Origin of the sequence: Pseudomonas entomophila, from assembly GCF_023277925.1 — a bacterium.
GTDB lineage: Bacteria > Pseudomonadota > Gammaproteobacteria > Pseudomonadales > Pseudomonadaceae > Aquipseudomonas > Aquipseudomonas entomophila_D.
Window position 1 is genome coordinate 3,824,512 of the sequence record NZ_CP063832.1, and the last position, 19,588, is coordinate 3,844,099.

At 64.2% G+C, this 19,588-nt stretch carries 16 protein-coding genes; 7 read left to right on the forward strand and 9 right to left on the reverse strand.

Annotated elements, in window-relative coordinates:
• Positions 1-2 precede the first annotated feature (2 nt).
• Complete coding sequence (locus tag IM733_RS16920; RefSeq protein WP_248917694.1) at positions 3-431, reverse strand: hypothetical protein; 429 nt, start codon at positions 429-431, stop codon at positions 3-5.
• Positions 432-1,142, reverse strand: coding sequence for a hypothetical protein (locus IM733_RS16925; RefSeq protein WP_248917695.1), 711 nt, complete (start codon positions 1,140-1,142; stop codon positions 432-434).
• 332 nt (positions 1,143-1,474) lie between these two features.
• On the opposite strand from IM733_RS16925, the gene IM733_RS16930 reads away from it, so the two are divergent.
• From IM733_RS16930 to yccS, 7 genes are all read left to right on the forward strand, one after another.
• Positions 1,475-3,271 (forward strand): acyl-CoA dehydrogenase, encoded by a 1,797-nt coding sequence (locus IM733_RS16930; RefSeq protein ID WP_248917696.1) that lies wholly within the window; start codon positions 1,475-1,477, stop codon positions 3,269-3,271.
• Positions 3,272-3,301: 30 nt separating this feature from the next.
• Positions 3,302-4,744 (forward strand): TldD/PmbA family protein, encoded by a 1,443-nt coding sequence (locus IM733_RS16935; RefSeq protein ID WP_248917697.1) that lies wholly within the window; start codon positions 3,302-3,304, stop codon positions 4,742-4,744.
• Complete coding sequence (locus tag IM733_RS16940; protein WP_248917698.1) at positions 4,744-6,075, forward strand: TldD/PmbA family protein; 1,332 nt, start codon at positions 4,744-4,746, stop codon at positions 6,073-6,075. The genes IM733_RS16935 and IM733_RS16940 overlap by 1 nt, the downstream gene beginning before the upstream one ends.
• Before the next feature lie 107 nt (positions 6,076-6,182).
• The gene (gene mdtD, locus IM733_RS16945; protein WP_248917699.1) at positions 6,183-7,610 is read left to right on the forward strand and encodes a multidrug transporter subunit MdtD; all 1,428 of its coding nucleotides are present in this window, start codon (positions 6,183-6,185) and stop codon (positions 7,608-7,610) included.
• Between the two features lie 112 nt (positions 7,611-7,722).
• Positions 7,723-9,060 carry an ATP-dependent RNA helicase DbpA gene (dbpA, locus tag IM733_RS16950; protein ID WP_248921189.1) on the forward strand — a complete coding sequence of 446 codons (1,338 nt, stop codon included), beginning with the start codon at positions 7,723-7,725 and terminating at the stop codon, positions 9,058-9,060.
• An 86-nt stretch (positions 9,061-9,146) separates the two neighbouring features.
• Positions 9,147-10,328, forward strand: coding sequence for an NAD(P)/FAD-dependent oxidoreductase (locus IM733_RS16955; protein WP_248917700.1), 1,182 nt, complete (start codon positions 9,147-9,149; stop codon positions 10,326-10,328).
• A 184-nt stretch (positions 10,329-10,512) separates the two neighbouring features.
• Positions 10,513-12,696, forward strand: coding sequence for a YccS family putative transporter (yccS, locus tag IM733_RS16960; protein ID WP_248917701.1), 2,184 nt, complete (start codon positions 10,513-10,515; stop codon positions 12,694-12,696).
• Between the two features lie 18 nt (positions 12,697-12,714).
• Here yccS and IM733_RS16965 read toward each other — a convergent pair whose 3' ends face one another.
• The 7 genes from IM733_RS16965 to IM733_RS16995 all read right to left on the reverse strand — a co-directional run bounded on the left by IM733_RS16965 (position 12,715) and on the right by IM733_RS16995 (position 19,389).
• Positions 12,715-13,452, reverse strand: coding sequence for a substrate-binding periplasmic protein (locus IM733_RS16965; RefSeq protein ID WP_248917702.1), 738 nt, complete (start codon positions 13,450-13,452; stop codon positions 12,715-12,717).
• A gap of 141 nt (positions 13,453-13,593) precedes the next feature.
• Entirely contained in the window at positions 13,594-14,541 is a 948-nt protein-coding gene (locus IM733_RS16970) for an ornithine cyclodeaminase family protein (RefSeq protein ID WP_248917703.1), read from the reverse strand.
• Positions 14,538-15,515, reverse strand: a complete 978-nt coding sequence (locus IM733_RS16975; RefSeq protein ID WP_432760374.1) for a threonine/serine dehydratase — start codon at positions 15,513-15,515, stop codon at positions 14,538-14,540. The genes IM733_RS16970 and IM733_RS16975 overlap by 4 nt, the downstream gene beginning before the upstream one ends.
• Before the next feature lie 117 nt (positions 15,516-15,632).
• Positions 15,633-16,262, reverse strand: coding sequence for a helix-turn-helix transcriptional regulator (locus IM733_RS16980; RefSeq protein WP_248917704.1), 630 nt, complete (start codon positions 16,260-16,262; stop codon positions 15,633-15,635).
• Between the two features lie 152 nt (positions 16,263-16,414).
• Positions 16,415-16,717: a winged helix-turn-helix domain-containing protein gene (locus IM733_RS16985; protein WP_248917705.1), complete on the reverse strand. Its 303-nt coding sequence runs from the start codon at positions 16,715-16,717 to the stop codon at positions 16,415-16,417.
• Positions 16,718-16,731: 14 nt separating this feature from the next.
• Positions 16,732-17,232, reverse strand: a complete 501-nt coding sequence (locus IM733_RS16990) for a M48 metallopeptidase family protein (RefSeq protein WP_248917706.1) — start codon at positions 17,230-17,232, stop codon at positions 16,732-16,734.
• A gap of 39 nt (positions 17,233-17,271) precedes the next feature.
• Positions 17,272-19,389 carry a putative bifunctional diguanylate cyclase/phosphodiesterase gene (locus IM733_RS16995; RefSeq protein WP_248917707.1) on the reverse strand — a complete coding sequence of 706 codons (2,118 nt, stop codon included), beginning with the start codon at positions 19,387-19,389 and terminating at the stop codon, positions 17,272-17,274.
• Between the last annotated feature and the right edge of the window lie 199 nt (positions 19,390-19,588).

The window sequence follows — 19,588 nt, forward strand, 5'->3', positions numbered from 1 at the left end:
GTCTAGCGGGCACTTCTAAAGACCCAGAGACTCCAGACCTTCACCAGCTCGGTTACGACCACCCATGCGATCAGTTGCACCGACCCGGCCGCGAAATGGAAACCCGCATAAGACAAGAGCACAGACACCGAAGGAACGAACAAGAAGAGCCTGAGTGGCAACTGTACCCATACCAGCCTCTGCCCCCACATGCTTCGACGCATAAGCAGGATGCTGCTTGCGATGATCGACAACTGCAGCACCCATCCGAGTACTACAAATGCGATCGCATAATCACCGTGGTCGTCGATCAGTCGCATTGCACTCAGCGCATCAGAGTAGAACGGGGCGTTGCCTCGCAAAATACTGCTTAGCACATAATCAAGAAGATAAAGCACATCCAGCACGCCCCACCCCCACCAGATATACTTGTTTGACGCAGGAGCACTCACTTAATTTCTCCGTTCGAAAATCTTGTCAGGTGTTGCTGGCACCCAGTGCCAAGACTGACCTTTCAACGCCCAATGATCATCTGCCTCGACATACTTCTGGGTCGTCCTCTTGAGCTCACCATAACGATGAATAGCCGAGCCCAGCTCAAAACTTTTTTCATCCATACTCAATCCGACCCACTCATGTATAAGTGTACGGCGTGTATTGGCCCAGTCCTTGCCATCGGAGAAGATCACCCCACCTTCATTGGAGATTGTGCCGCTCCTGTTCGCGGTAATTGCCAACATGTTCCAAAGTACATCATGATCAATGCTTTTCAGCACCCATTTTCCCGGCCCTGTGCCCGCCGCCACCTGCAAAGCATGATCAGAAACTCGTGACGAATTACGCGCTATAACCCCACTGGAGTCTCCGCGTTGAGGGTACATGTGACCAGTCCTCAAGCTGGAGCTGTCCGGCCTGTACGGACTGAATGGGTTTGAGCACGCGAGCAGCCACTCAGCGTTTTCGACTTTTTCCAAAATGATCCCTTTCGGCAGCGGCTCCAAGCACTGACTGGGATAGAAACCCATCTCAAGGATCAATTCTGTCAGCCCAAAAATCTCATCGGGATCCAACAGCGCTTGCTCGACATGTGAAACCGCGAAAAAAGGGTTCTCGAATTGACTATCTGGATAAAGGTAAATCTTATAACGAGGTATGAGTCGCATGAGGTTCTTCAACTTCAGAAGGAGCACCAAGTGAATCGCAACAGCCTCAATCAAGGATTGCCAGGTAATTCCCACGCTAACGTAGGAAGGCTCCTAGTATTTCGCGAAGCATTCCGAAGCCATCACCGCCGTGCATGGGTTATCGAGCGGACGATGTACTTAGACTCTACGCCTGTCGGTGTAACGCCAGCTTGAAAGAACTCCATCGCGGGCCACACGAAGCACGCTCGGACCATTGTGATTTCTGAACCCATATCACCCAAACCAATTAACCTGTCCCCTGCCGCGCCACCCCGCCTAGACTCGCTGCATCCCGAACCAGGAATGCCGCCATGTCCGAGCAACTTCTCAGCAGCCGCAACCTCGCCTTCGAACTCTACGAGGTCCTCGACGCCGAGGCCCTGACCCAGCGCCCGCGCTTCGCCGAGCACAGCCGCGAGACCTTCGACGCCGCGCTGACCACCGCCCGCAACATTGCCGAGAAGTACTTCGCCCCGCACAACCGCAAGGGCGACGAGCATGAGCCGCGCTACGTGAACGGCCGTGCCGAGCTGATCCCGGAGGTGAAGCCTGCGGTGGACGCCTTCCTCGAAGCCGGCTTGCTCAACGCCAACCGTGATTTCGAAGTCGGCGGCATGCAGTTGCCCAGCCTGGTATCGCAAGCCTGCTTCGCCCACTTCCAGGCCGCCAACGCCGGCACCACGGCCTACCCGTTTCTGACCATGGGCGCCGCCAACCTGATCGAGCGCTTCGCCAGCGAAGAGCACAAGCGCCTGTTCCTGCAACCGATGATCGAAGGCCGCTACTTCGGCACCATGGCCCTGACCGAACCGCACGCGGGTTCCTCCCTGGCGGATATCCGCACCCGTGCCGAGCCAGCCAGCGACGGCACCTACCGGCTCAAGGGCAACAAGATCTTCATCTCCGGCGGTGACCACGAGTTGTCGGAGAACATCGTGCACATGGTCCTGGCCAAGCTGCCGGACGCACCGCCAGGGGTGAAGGGCATCTCGCTGTTCATCGTGCCCAAGTACCTGGTCAACGCCGATGGCAGCCTGGGCCCACGCAACGATGTGCTGCTGGCCGGCCTGTTCCACAAGATGGGCTGGCGCGGCACCACCTCCACCGCGCTGAACTTCGGTGACAACGGCCAGTGCGTCGGCTACCTGGTGGGCCAGCCACACCAGGGCCTGGCCTGCATGTTCCAGATGATGAACGAAGCGCGCATCGGCGTCGGCATGGGCGCGGTGATGCTGGGTTATGCCGGCTACCTCTATTCACTGGACTACGCCCGCCAGCGCCCGCAAGGCCGCCTGCCGGAGAACAAGGACCCGCACAGCCCCGCCGTGCCGATCATCGAGCATAGCGACGTGAAGCGCATGCTGCTGGCACAGAAGTCTTATGTAGAAGGCGCCTTCGACCTGGGGCTGTACGCCGCGCGGCTGTTCGACGACACCCACACCGCGGCGGATGAACACGCACGTAGGCAAGCCCTGGAACTGCTCGACCTGCTCACTCCCATCGTCAAGTCCTGGCCATCGGCGTTCTGCCTCAAGGCCAACGAACTCGCGATCCAGATCCTCGGCGGCCATGGCTATACCCGCGAGTACCCGGTCGAGCAGTACTACCGCGACAACCGCTTGAACCCGATCCACGAAGGTACCGAAGGTATCCAGTCCCTCGACCTGCTCGGGCGCAAGCTGGCACAGAACAATGGCGCTGGCCTCAAGCAGCTGATCCGCCTGATTGCCGGCACCTGCGAACGCGCCAGCCATCACCCGAACCTCGACCCGCTGCGTCAGCCGCTGGAGCAACTGGCCAACCGCCTGCAAGCGGTAACGCTCACCCTGCTCGGCGACCTGGCCAGCGGCAAGCTCGCCGGCGCGCTGGCCAACTCGGCGCTGTACCTCAAGGTATTCGGCCACTGCGTGATCGGCTGGCGCTGGCTGGAACAGGCCATACATGCCGAGGTTGGCCTGCTCAAGGGCAGCGACCGCGACTTCTACCTGGGCAAGCTCCAGGCCGCGCGTTATTTCCTTACCTGGGAAGTGCCGGGCTGCCATAATGACCTCGCATTGCTCGAGGCCCGCGACGACACCTGCCTCGCCATGCAAGCGGGGTGGTTCTAGGGGGAGCCACCGCACACACGGAGGTTTCCAATGTTCGACTCCTGCACCCTGCTGCGCCAACGCTTCAAAGCACTGCGCAGCACGGCCGAACTGTTCTCGCTTCGCCACGTGAAACAATCGCACCAGTCACTGTCGGTTCGGCGCAATGTCGCCGAGCCGCCCTTCTTCAGCCAGGACGAGGGCGCCATGCTCACCGTGCGGGTTGCCGGCGTCGAGGCCTACGCGGCCACCGCCGACCTTTCCCAGGCAGGCCTGCAACACGCCCTGGAACAGGCCGAGGCGCTGGCCCGGCGGATCAAGGCCAGCAGCCTGCTCGACCTGAGCGGCCAACCGGCGCCAACCGGTCGTCACGATCACGTCTCACCCAACTTCGAACAGGCGCTGCCCAACCTCGCCGACTGCCTGGCACTGCTGGCCGCCGAATCGGCCAGCGTGCCGAAGGACAGCCGCCTGGTGGACTGGCAGGCGAGCCTGGGCATCAGCCTGGTCGAGCAGACCTACCTGAACTCCGCCGGTGCCGAACTGCGCCACGCCCAGCGCTTCGTCTACCCGGGCCTGGGCGTCACCGCCAGCGACGGCCAGGACAGCCAGAGCCGCAGCCTGGGCCGGGAGAACTTCGGCCAGCAAGGCGGCTTCGAGGTGATCGAGCGCTGCGGCCTGGTCGGTGCGGCGCGCCGTGTGGCCGACGAGGCCCTGCAATTGCTGCTGGCCCCCAATACGCCGAGCGGCCAGCGCGACCTGCTGCTGATGCCCGACCAGATGATGCTGCAGATCCATGAATCCATCGGTCACCCGCTGGAGATGGACCGCATCCTTGGCGACGAGCGCAACTACGCCGGCACCAGCTTCGTCAAAGCCGCTGATTTTGGTCATCTGCAATACGGCTCGACATTGCTCAACGTCACCTTCGACCCGACCATCGGCGAAGAGCTGGCCAGCTACAGCTTCGACGATGACGGCACCCCGGCCAGCAAGCAGTACCTGATTCGCGACGGCCTGTTGGTCCGCCCCCTGGGCGGCGCGCTGTCGCAGCTGCGCTCGGGCCTGGATGGTGTCGCCAACAGCCGCGCCTGCGGCTGGAACCGGGCGCCGATCGACCGCATGGCCAACCTCAACATCGAACCGGGCGACCAGTCGCTGGAGCAGTTGGTCGGGGGGATCGAGCACGGCATCCTGATGCGCACCAACCGCTCCTGGTCCATCGACGATGCGCGCAACAAGTTCCAGTTTGGGTGCGAGTGGGGGCAGTTGATCGAGAACGGCGAACTCAAGGGCGTGGTGAAGAACCCGAACTACCGCGGCATCTCCGCCGACTTCTGGCGCAATCTGTCGGCGGTCGGCGACGGTAGTACCTTCCAGGTGCTTGGCACGCCCAACTGCGGCAAGGGCGAGCCCAACCAGGTGGTGCGGGTCGGCCATGCCTCGCCGGCCTGTGTGTTCCGCCAGATCGACGTCTTCGGGGGGGATGCCTGATGAGCACCGTGTATCAACAACGCTTCGAAAACCTGCTCGACAGCTTGAACGCCGCCGTGCAGCCGGGCGAGCAGTTCACCCTCGGCTACAGTGCCGAACAATCGCACTTCGTGCGCTTCAACCACGCCAAGGTGCGCCAGGCCGGCCTGGTCAGCCAGGCCAGTGCGCAACTGCGTCTGGTGCGCGAAGGTCGCCAGGCAGAACAGCAGATCACCCTGGGCGATGACGCCGAACTCGACCGTCAGCGCCTGCACGCAGCGCTCGCGCAATTGCGCCAGACCCTGCCGCTACTACCGGTGGACCCCTACCTGAGCCTCGACGAAAGTGCCTGGCACAGCCATAGCCTGTTGGCGCCGCCGCTGCCCGAGCTGGACGAGGTGCTGGCGCTGATCGCGCATGAAGCCGCCAACCTGGACCTGGTCGGCATCTACGCTGCCGGCCCCATTTGCCGAGGCTTCGCCAGCTCCTTCGGCGCCTTCGGCTGGCACCAGGCCAACAGCTTCAACATCGACTGGAGCCTGTTCCACGCCAACGGCCAGGCGGTCAAGGCCAACTACGCGGGCCAAACCTGGCGCAGCGAAAAGTTCGCCACACGCCTGCGTCAGGCCCGCGAGCAACTGGAGCACCTGGGCCGCCCGGCCATCACCCTCAAACCCGGCAGCTACCGCGCTTACCTGGCGCCCGCGGCGATGGACGAAATTGCCGGCATGCTCTGCTGGGGCGGCTTCTCCGCGCAATCCCTGGCCACCGGCAACAGCTCGCTGCAACGCCTGTACAACGGCGACGCGCGGCTGAGCCCGCTGGTGAGTTTCAGCGAGCAGATCAGTGGCTCGCTGAGCCCGGCGTTTTCCGACGAAGGCTCGCCCCGTCGCGATCTGCTACTGATCGGTGAAGGGCGTGGGCTGGAGCGACTGGTGAGTGCTCGCAGCGCCGCCGAGTTCAAGCTTGTGGCCAATGGCGCCGACAGCCATGAATCACCGTGCGCGCTCAGCCTGGCGCCGGGCAACCTGCCCAGCGCGCAGATCCTCGAACGCCTAGGCACCGGCCTGTACATCAGCAACCTCTGGTACCTGAACTACTCGGACCTGCCAGCGGCGCGCATGACCGGGCTGACCCGCTTCGCCACGTTCTGGGTCGAGAACGGCAGGATCCAGGGACCGGTGAGTACCATGCGCTTCGACGACAGCTTGTACAACTTGCTGGGCAGCCAGCTGGAGGACCTGACCCAGGAGCGCGAGATGATCCTGTCGACCAGCACCTACGGGCAGCGCAGCACCGGGTCGAGTCATCTGCCGGGGGCATTGGTCAAAGGGCTGACCCTGACATTGTGATTGGCAGGCACGGCCTGTTCGCCGGCAAGCCGGCTCCTACAGGGGGGTTGCACGTAGGAGCCGGCTTGCCGGCGAACAAGCCTGAATGCAGAACAAAGAGAGCCCCCATGCCCGACCGTGCCCCGCTGGACCCCGTCACCGCCCGCTGGATCCCCTGGGTGGTGGCCATCGCCTTCTTCATGCAGTCGCTCGACGGCACCATCCTCAACACCGCGCTGCCAGCCATGGCCCGCTCCCTGGCCGAGGACCCGCTGCGCATGCAGGGGGTGATCATCGCCTACATGCTTACCGTGGCCCTGCTGATCCCGGCCTCGGGCTGGATCGCCGACCGTTTCGGTACCAAACGCATCTTCTTCAGCGCCATCCTGCTGTTCAGCTTCGGCTCGCTGCTGTGCGCCATGGCCAACAGCCTGGGCTTGCTGATCCTGGCCCGGGTGATCCAAGGCCTGGGTGGCGCGCTGATGCTACCGGTAGGGCGGCTGGTGGTGCTGCGCGCCTACCCACGCACCGAGCTGGTGCGGATCATGAGTTTCATCACCATTCCCGGCCTGCTCGGGCCGTTGCTAGGGCCAACGCTCGGCGGCTGGCTGGTGGAGATCCTCACCTGGCACTGGATCTTCCTGCTCAACCTGCCGGTGGGCGCCCTCGGCTGCTACGCGGTATGGAAGTTCATCCCCGACCTGCGCGGCGCTGAACGCACCACCTTCGATGGCCCGGGCTTCCTGCTGTTCGGCGCGGCGATGGTGCTGATCACCATCGCCATGGAGGGCCTGGGCGAGTTGCACCTGCCGCACTTGCGGGTGATGCTCTTGCTGTTCGCCGGCATGGCCTGCCTGGCCGCCTACTGGCTGCGCGCCGGGCGTGACCCGGAGCCGTTGTTCTCGCCGTCGCTGTTTCGCGTGCGCACCTTCGCCATCGGCATCCTCGGCAACCTGTTCGCCCGCCTGGGCAGCGGCGCCCTGCCCTTCCTCGTGCCCCTGCTGCTGCAGGTGGCGCTGGGCTATTCGCCGGCCCAGGCCGGCATGAGCATGATCCCGCTGGCTGCGGCGGCAATGGTCGCCAAGTCCATCGCCCGGCCACTGATCGAGCGCCTGGGATACCGCATCGTGCTCACCGGCAACACCCTGCTGCTGGGCCTGTTGCTGGCCAGCCTGGGGCTGATTGACGAGCAGACACCCTATGCCTTGCTGCTGGTGCAACTGGCGCTGCTGGGGGCGGTGAACTCGATGCAGTTCACGGCGATGAACACGGTGACCCTGATCGACCTTGACGACGCCAGCGCCAGCAGTGGCAATAGTTTGTTGTCGGTGGTCGCGCAGCTGTCGCTGAGCCTGGGTGTGGCCTGCGCCGGTGCCTTGCTCGGTGGCTTCACCGCGGCCGGCAGCGCCGAGGGCGTCGAGAGCACGCTGGGCGCGTTCCAGCTGACCTTCGTCACCATTGGGGTGATGGCCATGCTGGCGGCGGCGATCTTCCTGCAACTGGCGCCGACGGACGGAAGGCGCGCCCGTCGTCCGGAAGAACACGTCGAGTCGTAGGGCGAATGGCTACGAGGCTGGTAGACTGTGCGACATTTTTCGCTTCGCACCGCAGGCCCGCCTCGTGACCGTTGAAACCACCGCCTTCGCCACCCTACCGCTGTCCGCCGCCATGCTGGCCAACCTGGACGCCCTAGGCTATGCCTCGATGACCCCGATCCAGGCCCAGAGCCTGCCGGTCATCCTCAAAGGCCAGGACCTGATCGCCCAGGCCAAGACCGGCAGCGGCAAGACCGCCGCCTTCGGCATCGGCCTGCTCAACCCGATCAACCCGCGCTACTTCGGTTGCCAGGCGCTGGTGCTGTGCCCGACCCGCGAGCTGGCCGACCAGGTGGCCAAGGAGCTGCGCCGCCTGGCCCGCGCCGAGGACAACATCAAGATCCTCACCCTGTGCGGCGGCGTGTCGCTCGGCCCGCAGATCGCCTCACTGGAGCACGGCGCACACATCATCGTCGGCACCCCGGGGCGCATTCAGCAGCACCTGGACAAAGGCACCCTGGTGCTCGATGGGCTCAACACCCTGGTGCTCGACGAAGCCGACCGCATGCTCGACATGGGCTTCTTCGACGCCATCGCCAGCATCATCGGCAAGACCCCGTCGCGCCGCCAGACCTTGCTGTTCTCCGCCACCTACCCGGCCGGCATCGAGCAACTGGCCAAGGCCTTCATGCGCCAGCCACAGCAGGTCAAGGTCGAGGCGCTGCACAGCGACAGCCAGATCGAACAGCGCTTCATCGAGATCGACCCGCAACAGCGCCTGGAAGCAGTGACCCGCGTGCTCGGCCACTACCGCCCGCAGTCCTGCGTGGCGTTCTGCTTCACCAAGCAGCAGTGCGAGGACCTGGTCACCCACCTGACCGCCAAGGGCATTGTCGCCCAGGCCCTGCACGGCGACCTGGAACAGCGTGACCGTGACCAGGTGCTGACGATGTTCGCCAACCGCAGCAGCTCGGTGCTGGTGGCCACCGACGTGGCCGCCCGCGGCCTGGACATCGATGGCCTGGACCTGGTGATCAACGTCGAACTGGCCCGTGACGCCGAGATCCATGTACACCGTGTCGGCCGTACCGGCCGTGCCGGCGAGAAAGGCGTGGCGATCAGCCTGGTGGCCCCAGCCGAAGGCCACCGCGCCCAGGCCATCGAAGACCTGCAGAACAAGCCGCTGCGCTGGGAACAGCTGGACAACCTCAAGAGCAAGGGCGGCGAGCCGCTGCTGCCGGCGATGACCACCCTGTGCATCGGCGCCGGGCGCAAGGACAAGCTGCGCCCGGGCGACATCCTCGGCGCGCTGACCGGCGATGCCGGGCTGCCGGGCAAGCAGGTAGGCAAGATCGCCATCTTCGACTTCGTGGCGTTCGTCGCCGTGGAGCGGGCGGTGGCCAAGCAGGCCATGCAGCGGCTGAACAGCGGCAAGATCAAAGGCCGCGCCCTCAAAGTCCGCATCGTCTGAAGTCTATTGGGGCTGCTTTGCAGCCCATCGCCGGCTTGCCGGAGATGGGGCGCGAAGCGGCGCTGTGCTCTTGAAGAGGTAACACCGTGCAATCCACCGACGTGATCATCCTCGGCGCCGGCGCCGCCGGCCTGATGTGTGCCCTGCTCAGCGCCCAGCGCGGGCGCCGGGTGCTGGTGCTCGACCACGCCAACAAGCCGGGCAAGAAGATCCTCATGTCCGGCGGCGGGCGCTGCAACTTCACCAACCTGTACACCGAGCCTGCCAACTTCCTTTCGCACAACCCGCACTTCTGCAAGTCGGCGCTGGCCCGCTACACCCAGTGGGACTTCATCGAGCTGGTGTGCAAGCACGGCGTGCCATACCACGAGAAAAAGCTCGGCCAGCTGTTCTGCGACAACAAGTCCAGCGACATCCTCGACATGCTCCTGGCCGAGTGTGATAACGCGGGCGCCGAATTGCGCATGAACACCCGCATCGAACAGATCGAGAAAACCGAGGCCGGCTACACCTTGCAGACCAGCGCCGGGCCGTTCGCCTGCCAGTCGCTGGTGATCGCCACTGGCGGCCTGTCGATCCCGACACTGGGCGCCAGTGGATTCGGCTACCAGGTTGCCCGCCAGTTTGGCCATGAACTGCTGCCGACGCGCGCCGGCCTGGTGCCGTTCACCATCACCGAGCCCCAGCTCAAGGCGCTATGCACCGAGCTGTCCGGCACCTCGCTGGATTGCATCGCCAGCTGCAACGGCACGAGTTTTCGCGAGAACCTGCTGTTCACCCACCGCGGCCTCAGCGGCCCGGCGGTCCTGCAGATCTCGTCGTTCTGGGAGGCCGGCGACACGGTTGAAATCAATCTGCTGCCCGACCGCGACGCACTGGAGTGGCTGCAAGGCCAGCAGGTCGAACGCCCCAACAGCGAGCTGAAGACCGTGCTGGGCGAAGTGTTCACCCGCAAGCTGGCCAACCTGCTGGCCGAGCAGTGGTTCGTTTCGAAACCCTTGAAACAGTACACACCGGCAGAATTGACCCAGATCGCCGAGCAACTGTCGGCCTGGCAGGTGGTGCCAGCGGGCACCGAGGGCTATCGCACCGCCGAGGTCACCCTCGGTGGCGTGGATACCCGCGAAGTGTCGTCCAAGACCATGGAATCGCTGAAAAGCCCGGGGCTCTACTTCATCGGTGAAGTGCTGGACGTGAGCGGGCACCTGGGCGGTTTCAACTTCCAGTGGGCCTGGGCTTCGGCCAACGCCGCGGCGCAGTTCGTGTAGGGTAGAATCCATTCAGCAGCACGGAACGCTTCTTGCTGGTCTGTGCTCGGAGTGCCATTTCGGGGCTGCCTTGCAGCCCTTCGCCGGCAAGCCGGTTCCTGCAGGAGGGCGCATTTCCCCGTAGGAGCCGGCTTGCCGGCGAATGGCCTCGAAGCTACTCAACCGATCTCAGCCCAGGGCCATCATGTCATCGAGCTCGTTCCGTCATTCATTGCGTCGCCTGTGGGGCCAAGACAAGTTCAGCTACGCCATCCGCGTGACCATCGCCCTCACCGGCAGCATGGCCTGGTGCTGGTTCCTGAACGAGATGAGCCTGCTGATCCCGCTGTTCCTCGGCATCATTGCCAGCGCCCTGGCCGAGACCGACGACGGCTGGCAGGGCCGCCTCAGTGCCCTGGCAGTCACCCTGGTCTGCTTCGCCATCGCCGCTCTGTCGGTGGAGCTGCTGTTCCCCTACCCCTGGATCTTCGCCGGCGCCCTGGCCCTGGCGGCCTTCGGCCTGACCATGCTTGGGGCCCTGGGCGAGCGCTACGGCGCGATCGCCTCGGCGACACTGATCCTGTCGGTATACACCATGATCGGAGTGGACCAGCGCGGCGGCGAGGTCAGCGACTTCTGGCACGAACCCTTGCTGCTGGTGGCCGGCGCGGCCTGGTACGGGTTGCTGTCGGTGCTGTGGCAGGCGCTGTTCTCCAACCAGCCAGTGCAGCAGAGCCTGGCCAAGCTGTTCTTCGAGCTGGGCAGCTACCTCAAGCTCAAGGCCAGCCTGTTCGAGCCGGTGCGCACCCTCGATGTCGAGGCCACGCGCCTGGAACTGGCCAAGCAGAACGGCAAGGTGGTGGCCGCGCTCAACGCCGCGAAGGAGATCATCCTGCACCGGGTCGGCAACAGCCAACCCAACTCCAAGGTCAGCCGCTACCTCAAGCTGTACTTCCTGGCCCAGGACATCCATGAGCGGGTCAGCGCCTCACACTACCCCTACAACGCCCTGACCGACGCCTTCTTCCACAGCGACGTGATGTTCCGCTGCCAGCGCCTGCTGCGCAAACAGGGGGCATCCTGCCAGGAGCTGGCCCGTTCGATCCGCCTGCGCCAGCCGTTCGTGCTGGCCAGCGGCTACCCCGAAGCCCTGGAAGACCTGAACGCCTCGCTGGAACACCTGCGCACCCAGAGCAACCCGGCCTGGCGTGGCCTGCTGCGCTCGCTGCGGGCATTGGCGGCCAACCTGGCAACCCTAGATCGTCTGCTCAGCGCCGCCAGCAACCCCGACAGCCTCGCCGACGCCAGCGACAGCAGCCTGCTCGACCGCTCGCCACGCACGCTGAAGGATGTCTGGACGCGCCTGCGTACCCAGCTGACCCCGACCTCACTGCTGTTCCGCCATGCGCTGCGCCTGCCCCTGGCGCTGTCGATCGGCTACGGCATGGTGCACCTGATCCACCCGACACAGGGCTACTGGATCATCCTCACCACCCTGTTCGTCTGCCAGCCCAACTATGGCGCCACCCGGCGCAAGCTGGTGCAGCGGATATTCGGCACCGCCATCGGCCTGACCGTGGGCTGGGCGCTGTTCGACCTGTTCCCCAACCCGCTGATCCAGTCGACCTTCGCCGTGGTGGCCGGGGTAGTGTTCTTCGTCAACCGCACCACCCGCTACACCCTAGCCACGGCGGCGATCACCCTGATGGTGCTGTTCTGCTTCAACCAGATCGGCGATGGCTACGGCCTGTTCCTGCCGCGCCTGTTCGACACGTTGGTCGGCAGCCTGATCGCCATTCTCGCGGTGTTCCTGTTCCTGCCCGACTGGCAGGGCCGGCGCCTGAACAAGGTGCTGGCCAACACCCTGGCCTGCGCCAGCCAGTACCTGCGCCAGATCATGCAGCAGTACGCCCACGGCAAGCGCGACGACCTCGCGTACCGCCTGGCCCGGCGCAACGCGCACAACGCCGACGCGGCGCTATCGACCACCCTGGCCAACATGCTCATGGAGCCGGGGCACTTCCGCAAGGAAGCCGACGTGGGCTTCCGCTTCCTGGTGCTGTCGCACACCTTGCTCAGCTACCTCTCGGGGCTGGGGGCGCACCGCGACACGGCGCTGCCGGCCGAGGTCCACGAGCAACTGATAGAGGGTGCCGGGCAAGCGTTGGCCGCGAGCCTGGACGAGATCGCCAATGGCCTGGCGGCGCGGCTGCCGGTAGCGATTCACAGCGATGCCGAGGAGGCCCTGGCCAACAGCCTGGAGCAGATGCCCGAGGAGCTGGATGAACACCAGCGGCTGGTACAGACCCAGCTGGCGTTGATCTGCCGGCAGTTGGGGCCGTTACGAACCTTGGCTGGGCATCTGATCAAGGAAGGCGAGCCCGCTTGAGGTGATAGCCCGTTCGCCTCAAAAGCCATGCTGGCGCAACAGCCGGTCATAGCTGCCATCGGCCTTCATCGCCGCGATGGCCTTCTCGAAACGTTTGACGATCTGCTGGTGCTCGGGGTGCTTGAGGCTCACCAGGATGTGCAGGCTGTTCACCCCCAGCGGCGGGTCGACGAAGGTCACTGCCTCGCGTACCTGCGATGGCTCGCGCTGCAGGTTGTAGCGCGCCACGTACTCGTCCTCCACCGCCAGGTTGACCCTGCCCGCCGCCAACATGCGCACCGCCGACGAAAAGCTGCGCACCGGCACCTTGTTCAGCCGGGTGTCACTGTCGAAAGCCGGTGAATAGGCGTAGTCGCGCACTACGGCGATGCTGTAGGGGTAGAGGTCAGCGAGGGTCTGGTAGCCGAAGGCTTCACCTTCGCGCTTGAGCAGGCGAATGCGGTTGACGAGGTAGGCACCAGAGAACTCGCCGATACGTGTGCGCTCATCATTGAACCAGGCATTGATCAGCACATCGTAACGTCCCTCACCCACGCCCATCAGCGCCCGGGCCCAGGGCACTTCCTCGAACTCGGTGGCATAGCCGGCGCGGGTCAGCGCCGTAGTGACGATATTGGTCGCCAGGCCGCCGCCCGGCATCCCGGTGTCGGTGAAGGGCGGCCAGCTGTCCGCCACCAGGCGCAGTTTCTCGAGGCCGACGGCCGGGCCCGCACACATCACACTCAGCAATCCAAGAACGCAAAGCAGTGGCCGCATGCTCAAGTCCTTTCGCAGTGGGGGGCACACGCTGGAAATGGCGATCTTCGCTTCAGACCTTGCAGATTACACAAAGCCGGCGGCGGACGGCAGCGGCCAGTAATATCAAATAGCCTCTATTTTGGTCGAACTACAGGGTCCTCAGTGCCGCAACGCCTGGTAAGCGTAGCAAGCGATCTGCGCGTCCTGGACCGCTACACCGGTCAGGTCCGCCACGGTCAGTTGGTCGTCGCTGGCGCGCCCCATGCTGGGATTGCCGAGCAAGGTACCGAGCTCCAACAGGCGCGAGTGTTCGAGCAAACCGGCCTGCAACGCATGAGAGACTTCGCCGTACTGGCTGCATTGGCTGAGCGAATCGACCACGACCAGGTCGGCCTTCGCCACCAGACGTGCAGCGAGCTCCTGCTTGCCAGGCGCATCGGCACCGACCGCGGTGATATGGGTGCCGGGGCGCACCCAATCGCGTTCGAGCAGGGCTTCGCGCGAAGGCGTTGCGCTGATGATGAGGTTCGCGGCCTCTGCCACGGCCTGCGGCTCACGCTCCAGGCGCACCGTGAAGCCCAGCCGTTCGGCGAAATCACGGTAACTGGCCAGCCCAGCTTCGCTGCGGCCCCAGACACTCAACTCGCGACAGGGAATAACCGGCATCAGTTGCTCAAGCTGCATGCGTGCCTGGGTGCCGGTGCCCAGGATGCCAATGCGCTCGACCTGGCGTGGCGCCAGCAGCCGCGCCACGATGCGCCCGGCCAGGGCGGTGCGCATGCAGGTCAGCCAACCCTGGTCGGCCAGCAGGGCCAGCGGTTGGCCCGTGCGTGCGCTGAACACCAGCATCAGGCCGTCGTTGCTCGCCAGGCCCTGCGCGGGGTTGTCGTAGAAACCCGTGGATACCTTGACGGTGAAGGTATCGCCGCCTTCGAGGTAGGCGGACTTCACGCAGCAGTCGCCATTGGCCTGGGCGAACGCGAAAGCCTGCACCGGGGGCACCTGGACCCGCCCTTGTGAATAGGCCACGAAGCCCTGCTCCAGCCAGCGCACGGCCTCGTTGAGGTCCAGGCTGGCGATGATCGCCTCACGTTCATGGATTTTCATGCGATGGCCTCGAGGAAGGTCTCCAGCGTCATGTTGCGCCCACACAGGATCACCGCCACTTTCTTGCCCTGGTAGTCCCTCGCGACCTGCTTCATGCCTGCCAGGGCCACTGCGGCGGCACCCTCGATGATCCAGCGCTCGCAAGCGGCGGCGTCGCGCATGGCTTGCTTGATTTCGTCTTCACTGACCAGCACGGTTTTCTTCAGCAGCCGCTGGAGAACAGGGAAGGTGACGGCGCCCTGTTCCACGCCCCCGGCGGTCCCATCGGACAGCGTGGGCTGCTCCTCCATGTCGATGATCCGGCCCACTTCAAGCGAGCGTTGCAAGGTCGGCGCATTGGCCGGCCAGCAGCCGATGATTTCGGTCGAAGGGGACAACATTTGCAAGGCGGTGGCGATGCCGGACACCATGCCGCCGCCACCCACGGCGACGAACACTGCGTCCAGGTCCGGCGCCTGGTCGAACAGCTCCATACCAATGGTGCCCTGCCCGGCGATCACTTCCAGGTCGTTGTAGGGCGAGACGAACGGCTTGCCCTGGTGCTCGGCTTCGCGACGGGCCTGCTTCTCGGCGCCCAAAGAGTCGACGTCCAGCACCTTTACCTCGGCACCGAGCCGGCGCATGGCATCGATCTTCACGCGTGACGCTTCATGGCTGACATATACGGTGACCGGCACGCCGAGTAGTTGCCCGGCCAGCGCCAGCCCCTGACCGTGATTGCCGGAAGAGGCCGCGATTACGCCCTTGGTACGTTGCTCGGCATCCAGCAGCCGCAGCTTGTTGCTGGCGCCGCGAAACTTGAAGGAGCCGGTGAGCTGCAGATGTTCGCACTTGAGATGGACATCGCATCCCGTCATGGCGCAAAGGCCTGGGCTACGTGTCAGTGGCGTCACCGGCACCTGAGGGCGCAGGGCGGCATGGGCAAGGCGGATGGACTGGTACAGCTGATTGAGCGCAATGTCGTCGATTGCCACGGGTGGATGCTCCTGGGTCAGATGGCGGGTACAGGCCATCATAAATGGAATAAAAATCCACCGTAGAATATTTTTCCACAAAGCACAAGACGGCAACAGACCACCGCCGCGCAGGCCTCAGGCCTCCCGGGCAATCTTCACGTACTTGTAGATCGTCGCCCGGCCCATGCCCAGGACATTGGCCACGTAGTCGTAAGCACTGCCGCCGCGGAAAGCCCCTTCGCCGTGCAACGCCTCCACCAACTCGCGCTTGTGCTCACGGGTAAGGCCTTCGAGGCTCAGGCCATGCTCCCTGAGCCAGCTATGCAGGAAGGTGTTGATGCGCTCCTGCCAATCGTCACGGAACAGCACGTCGGGTTGGGGCAGCAAGCGGCTGGCCTGGAAGAACAGGTCCAGCGCCTGCTTGGCCTGCTCGAGCACAGAAATGTTGAAATTGATGCATAGCAGCGCCTCGGGCACTCCGTTGTCATCGACCATGACGCTGCTGATCGAGCGAACTTTCTGACCGTTCCAGTTGAGTTTCTCGTAGGGACCTAGCGGCGTAGCGGCGCTCAGCTCGCCCGGCAGGTCTTCGAGCGCCGAGTCGTCGCCCAACTGCCGCTTGGAGATGTTGTTGGCGATATGCACCACGGTCTGGCTGCGCAGATCGTGGACCACGACTTCGGCGTGGGGGAACAGCAGGGTGGCGACACCATCGGCCATGGCGGCGTAGTTGCTGAAACGTGCGTTGATGGCCTTGGCAGACATCGGAACATCCTGAAAATGGGGTGTGGTGTAAAGAATCGGCATGGCCCCTGTAGGAGCGGCTTCAGCCGCGAAGCAAGCGATACGAATGGCACCGGCTGCGCCGGTGTTCGCGGCTGAAGCCGCTCCTACAGCGTTCGCATCGCACGCCCCGCTCAGGGGTAGCCCAGCACTTCGCGGATCTGGCGCAGGTGCTGGATGATCCACTGTTTGTCGATGGCACCCCAGTCATGGATACGGTAATGCCCGGCGTGGTTACGCGCCCCGGCCTGCTGCTCAAACTCGCAGACGATATCCAGGTCGGCCAGGGCGGTGATGGTGTCCTGGGCGGTGCGCCGCGGCATGCCGGTAGCCTCCATCAGGGCCGGTACGCTGGTGGCGGTCTGGCTGTCGATCAGCCAGGCCACGTACAGGCGGCGGTAGAAACTGCTGCGGGTCTTGCTTACTTCCGTGGTCATGGGGTGCTTGTCCCTCAGGTGTTGCCCGGCAGCTCCCGATAGGTCAGGTAGACGCGCAGGTCGAATTCCAGTTGGTGGTAGTCCGGTTCCATGTGCTGGCAGAGCTGGTAGAACGCCTTGTTGTGTTCGCGCTCCTTCAGGTGCGCCAGCTCATGCACCACGATCATGCGCAGGAACTGCGGAGCCGCCTCCTTGAACAGCGAGGCAACACGGATTTCCTTCTTAGCCTTGAGCTTGCCGCCCTGCACCCGCGACACCGCGGTGTTCAGCCCCAACGCGCGGTGGGTGAGGTCCAGGCGGTTGTCGAACAGCACCTTGTCCAGTGGTGGCGCACTGCGCAGGTAGTGTTGCTTGAGGTCCTGGGCGTAGGTGTACAACGCCTTGTCGTTCTGCACCGCGTGACGCTCAGGATAGCGCTGCTGCAAATAGTCGCCCAGGCGTTGGCTGGCGATCATCTGGCGCACCTGTTCCTGGAGGTGAGGTGGGTAGGCTTGCAGATAGCGCAGTGCGGTCATGGCGGGTGGGTCGGGCTGGGAAGACGCGAGTGTAGCCAATCACGGGGCCCAGGGGAAAATCGGCGGAAAGCCACTGGCATCGCTGGCGGTCATCGGGCGGGCGACCAGGAAGCCCTGCACATAGGTGCAACCGCTGCCCTTGAGCCAGTCGGCCTGGGCCTTGGTTTCCACACCCTCGGCAATCACCGTGATGCCATAGTCGGCGCAAAGGCCGATGACACTGCGGGCCATGGCGATGTCCGCCGCCGAGTCCGGCAGCCGCGCCACCAGGTGACGATCGATTTTCAACGTGTCGATGGGCAGGTCGCGCAACATGCGCAACGAGCAGTCGCCAGCACCAAAATCATCCAGCGCTACACGAATGCCCAACTCGCGCAGACGATGCACCTGCTTCACGGCGGCGTCGATGTTGTACATCAGCGAAGTTTCGGCCACCTCCACTTCCAGCTGGGCCGGCTGCAGACCATGCTCGTCGAGTACCCGCGCCAGCTCGTCAGCCAGGCCAGGCATGGCGAACTGTGCCCGGCTGAGGCTGACCCCCAGGACCAGCTGCGAACCGAAGCGCTCGCCCCACTCCCGGCGCTGCGCGGCGCCCTTGCGGTAGATCCAGCTGGCCAGGCTGTTGATCAACCGCGCCTCTTCCAGCAGCGGGATGAACAACCCAGGCGGCACATCGCCGACACTCGGGTGCTGCCAGCGCAGCAGGGCCTCGAAGCCACGCAGACGGCCATCGGCAAAGGCCACCTGGGGCTGGTAGACCAGGGTGAAATCGTTCTGCTCGATGGCCTCGCGCACACTGTCTTCAAGCATCAATCGCGAACGGGCGCGGCCGTTGAGCTCTTCGTCATAGAAACGATACTGCTGGCGCCCGGCCTGCTTGGCCGCATACATGGCCGCGTCGGCCGCGCGCAGCAGACCTTCGACATTGGCACCGCAGTCCGGGTAGGTGGCGATACCGATGCTCACACCGAGACTGACCTCCAAACCATCCAGTTGCTGGAAGCTGGACATCCGCTCGAGCAGTTTCTCGGCGTAACGCCCGGCTTGCTCCGGGTAGGGCAAGCCATCGAACAGCGCGGTGAACTCGTCCCCGCCCATGCGCGCGAGCAACGCCTCGCTGCCCAGGCACTCCTTGAGCTGCTCGGCGACCCAGCGCAATACCTTGTCCCCGGCTTCATGCCCGAGCAGGTCGTTGATCCGCTTGAAACCGTCAAGGTCCATGTACATCAGGGCGCGGGTTTTGTCGGAGCGTTCGTTGCGCATCAGCGCGCCCTCGGCGGCCTGGTAGAAACCGCGACGGTTGAGCAGACCGCTCAACGGGTCGGTGACCGCCTGGTACTCCAGCTGCTGGTGCAGGCTGCGCACCACCGACATGTCCAGCACGGTCACCACCATGGCCCGCTGCTCGGCGGGCAGCGGCGCGCAGGACAGCGCCACGGGTATCAGCTGGCCGCTGACCGTGCGCAACTGGGCATCGTGGACCCGGAAGATCTGGCGCTTGAGGTACGCCTGGTAGAAGTCCGACTCATGCCACAGGTTGGCGCATGGCAATTGCAGCAGATCCAGCACATGTGCGCCCTGCAGCTTCTCCCCCGGTGTTTCGAGCAGGCGCGAAATGGCCGGGTTGGCGAAATTGATGGTGCCCGACTCGTCCACCACCAGGATGCCTTCGGCGGCGTTCTCCAGGATCGAGGCATTGAAGGCACGGGCCGACTCCAGCTCACGGGTCAGGCTTTGCAGCATGCGCCGGTTGCGCTGTTGCTCGAGCAACGCCTGGACTTTCGGCTTAAGGATCTGCGGGTCGAACGGTTTGAACAGGTAGTCCACCGCGCCATTGGCATAGCCCTTGAGCACTGCGGCCTCGGACTGTTCATTGGCGGTGAGGAAAATGATCGGTGTCAACCGGGTGCGTTGGCTGCCACGCATCAGCCGGGCGACTTCGAAACCGTCCATCTCGGGCATCTGCACATCGAGCAGCACGAGGTCGACTTCGTTTTCCAGCAAGGCACTCAGGGCTTCCATCCCTGAGCTGGCGGTCAGTACCTGCCAGTCCTGGCGGGACAGCAAGGCCCGCATGCTGATGAGATTCTCCGGATAATCGTCTACGACGAGCAGAACCGAGCGATTGTCCGGTGGTTGAGTGTGAGCGACATCCATGCTGCTTCTCTTGTTAGGCCGATTACGACGAGCCATTGGATCCGATCTTTACTCTAGACTCGGCGACCGAAGACGCAACGCGTGCAGATGGCGATAAGCCATCCGAAGTGATGTTAGCCGACTAACGGTATCAGCACGGCGCGAGCGACGCACGGACGCTCACACTGTGAAAAAGACCGCCACGATCAGCGGGTACAAA

Bases quoted from the DNA above. Each gene is read 5' to 3' on its own strand.
- IM733_RS16990 (WP_248917706.1), bottom strand. From the start codon at position 17,232: ATGACCGCACTGCGCTATCTGCAAGCCTACCCACCTCACCTCCAGGAA.
- dbpA (WP_248921189.1), top strand. From the start codon at position 7,723: ATGCTGGCCAACCTGGACGCCCTAGGCTATGCCTCGATGACCCCGATC.
- IM733_RS16935 (WP_248917697.1), top strand. From the start codon at position 3,302: ATGTTCGACTCCTGCACCCTGCTGCGCCAACGCTTCAAAGCACTGCGC.
- yccS (WP_248917701.1), top strand. From the start codon at position 10,513: ATGTCATCGAGCTCGTTCCGTCATTCATTGCGTCGCCTGTGGGGCCAA.
- mdtD (WP_248917699.1), top strand. From the start codon at position 6,183: ATGCCCGACCGTGCCCCGCTGGACCCCGTCACCGCCCGCTGGATCCCC.
- IM733_RS16940 (WP_248917698.1), top strand. From the start codon at position 4,744: ATGAGCACCGTGTATCAACAACGCTTCGAAAACCTGCTCGACAGCTTG.
- IM733_RS16995 (WP_248917707.1), bottom strand. From the start codon at position 19,389: ATGGATGTCGCTCACACTCAACCACCGGACAATCGCTCGGTTCTGCTC.
- IM733_RS16925 (WP_248917695.1), bottom strand. From the start codon at position 1,142: ATGCGACTCATACCTCGTTATAAGATTTACCTTTATCCAGATAGTCAA.
- IM733_RS16985 (WP_248917705.1), bottom strand. From the start codon at position 16,717: ATGACCACGGAAGTAAGCAAGACCCGCAGCAGTTTCTACCGCCGCCTG.
- IM733_RS16965 (WP_248917702.1), bottom strand. From the start codon at position 13,452: ATGCGGCCACTGCTTTGCGTTCTTGGATTGCTGAGTGTGATGTGTGCG.
- IM733_RS16970 (WP_248917703.1), bottom strand. From the start codon at position 14,541: ATGAAAATCCATGAACGTGAGGCGATCATCGCCAGCCTGGACCTCAAC.
- IM733_RS16930 (WP_248917696.1), top strand. From the start codon at position 1,475: ATGTCCGAGCAACTTCTCAGCAGCCGCAACCTCGCCTTCGAACTCTAC.
- IM733_RS16980 (WP_248917704.1), bottom strand. From the start codon at position 16,262: ATGTCTGCCAAGGCCATCAACGCACGTTTCAGCAACTACGCCGCCATG.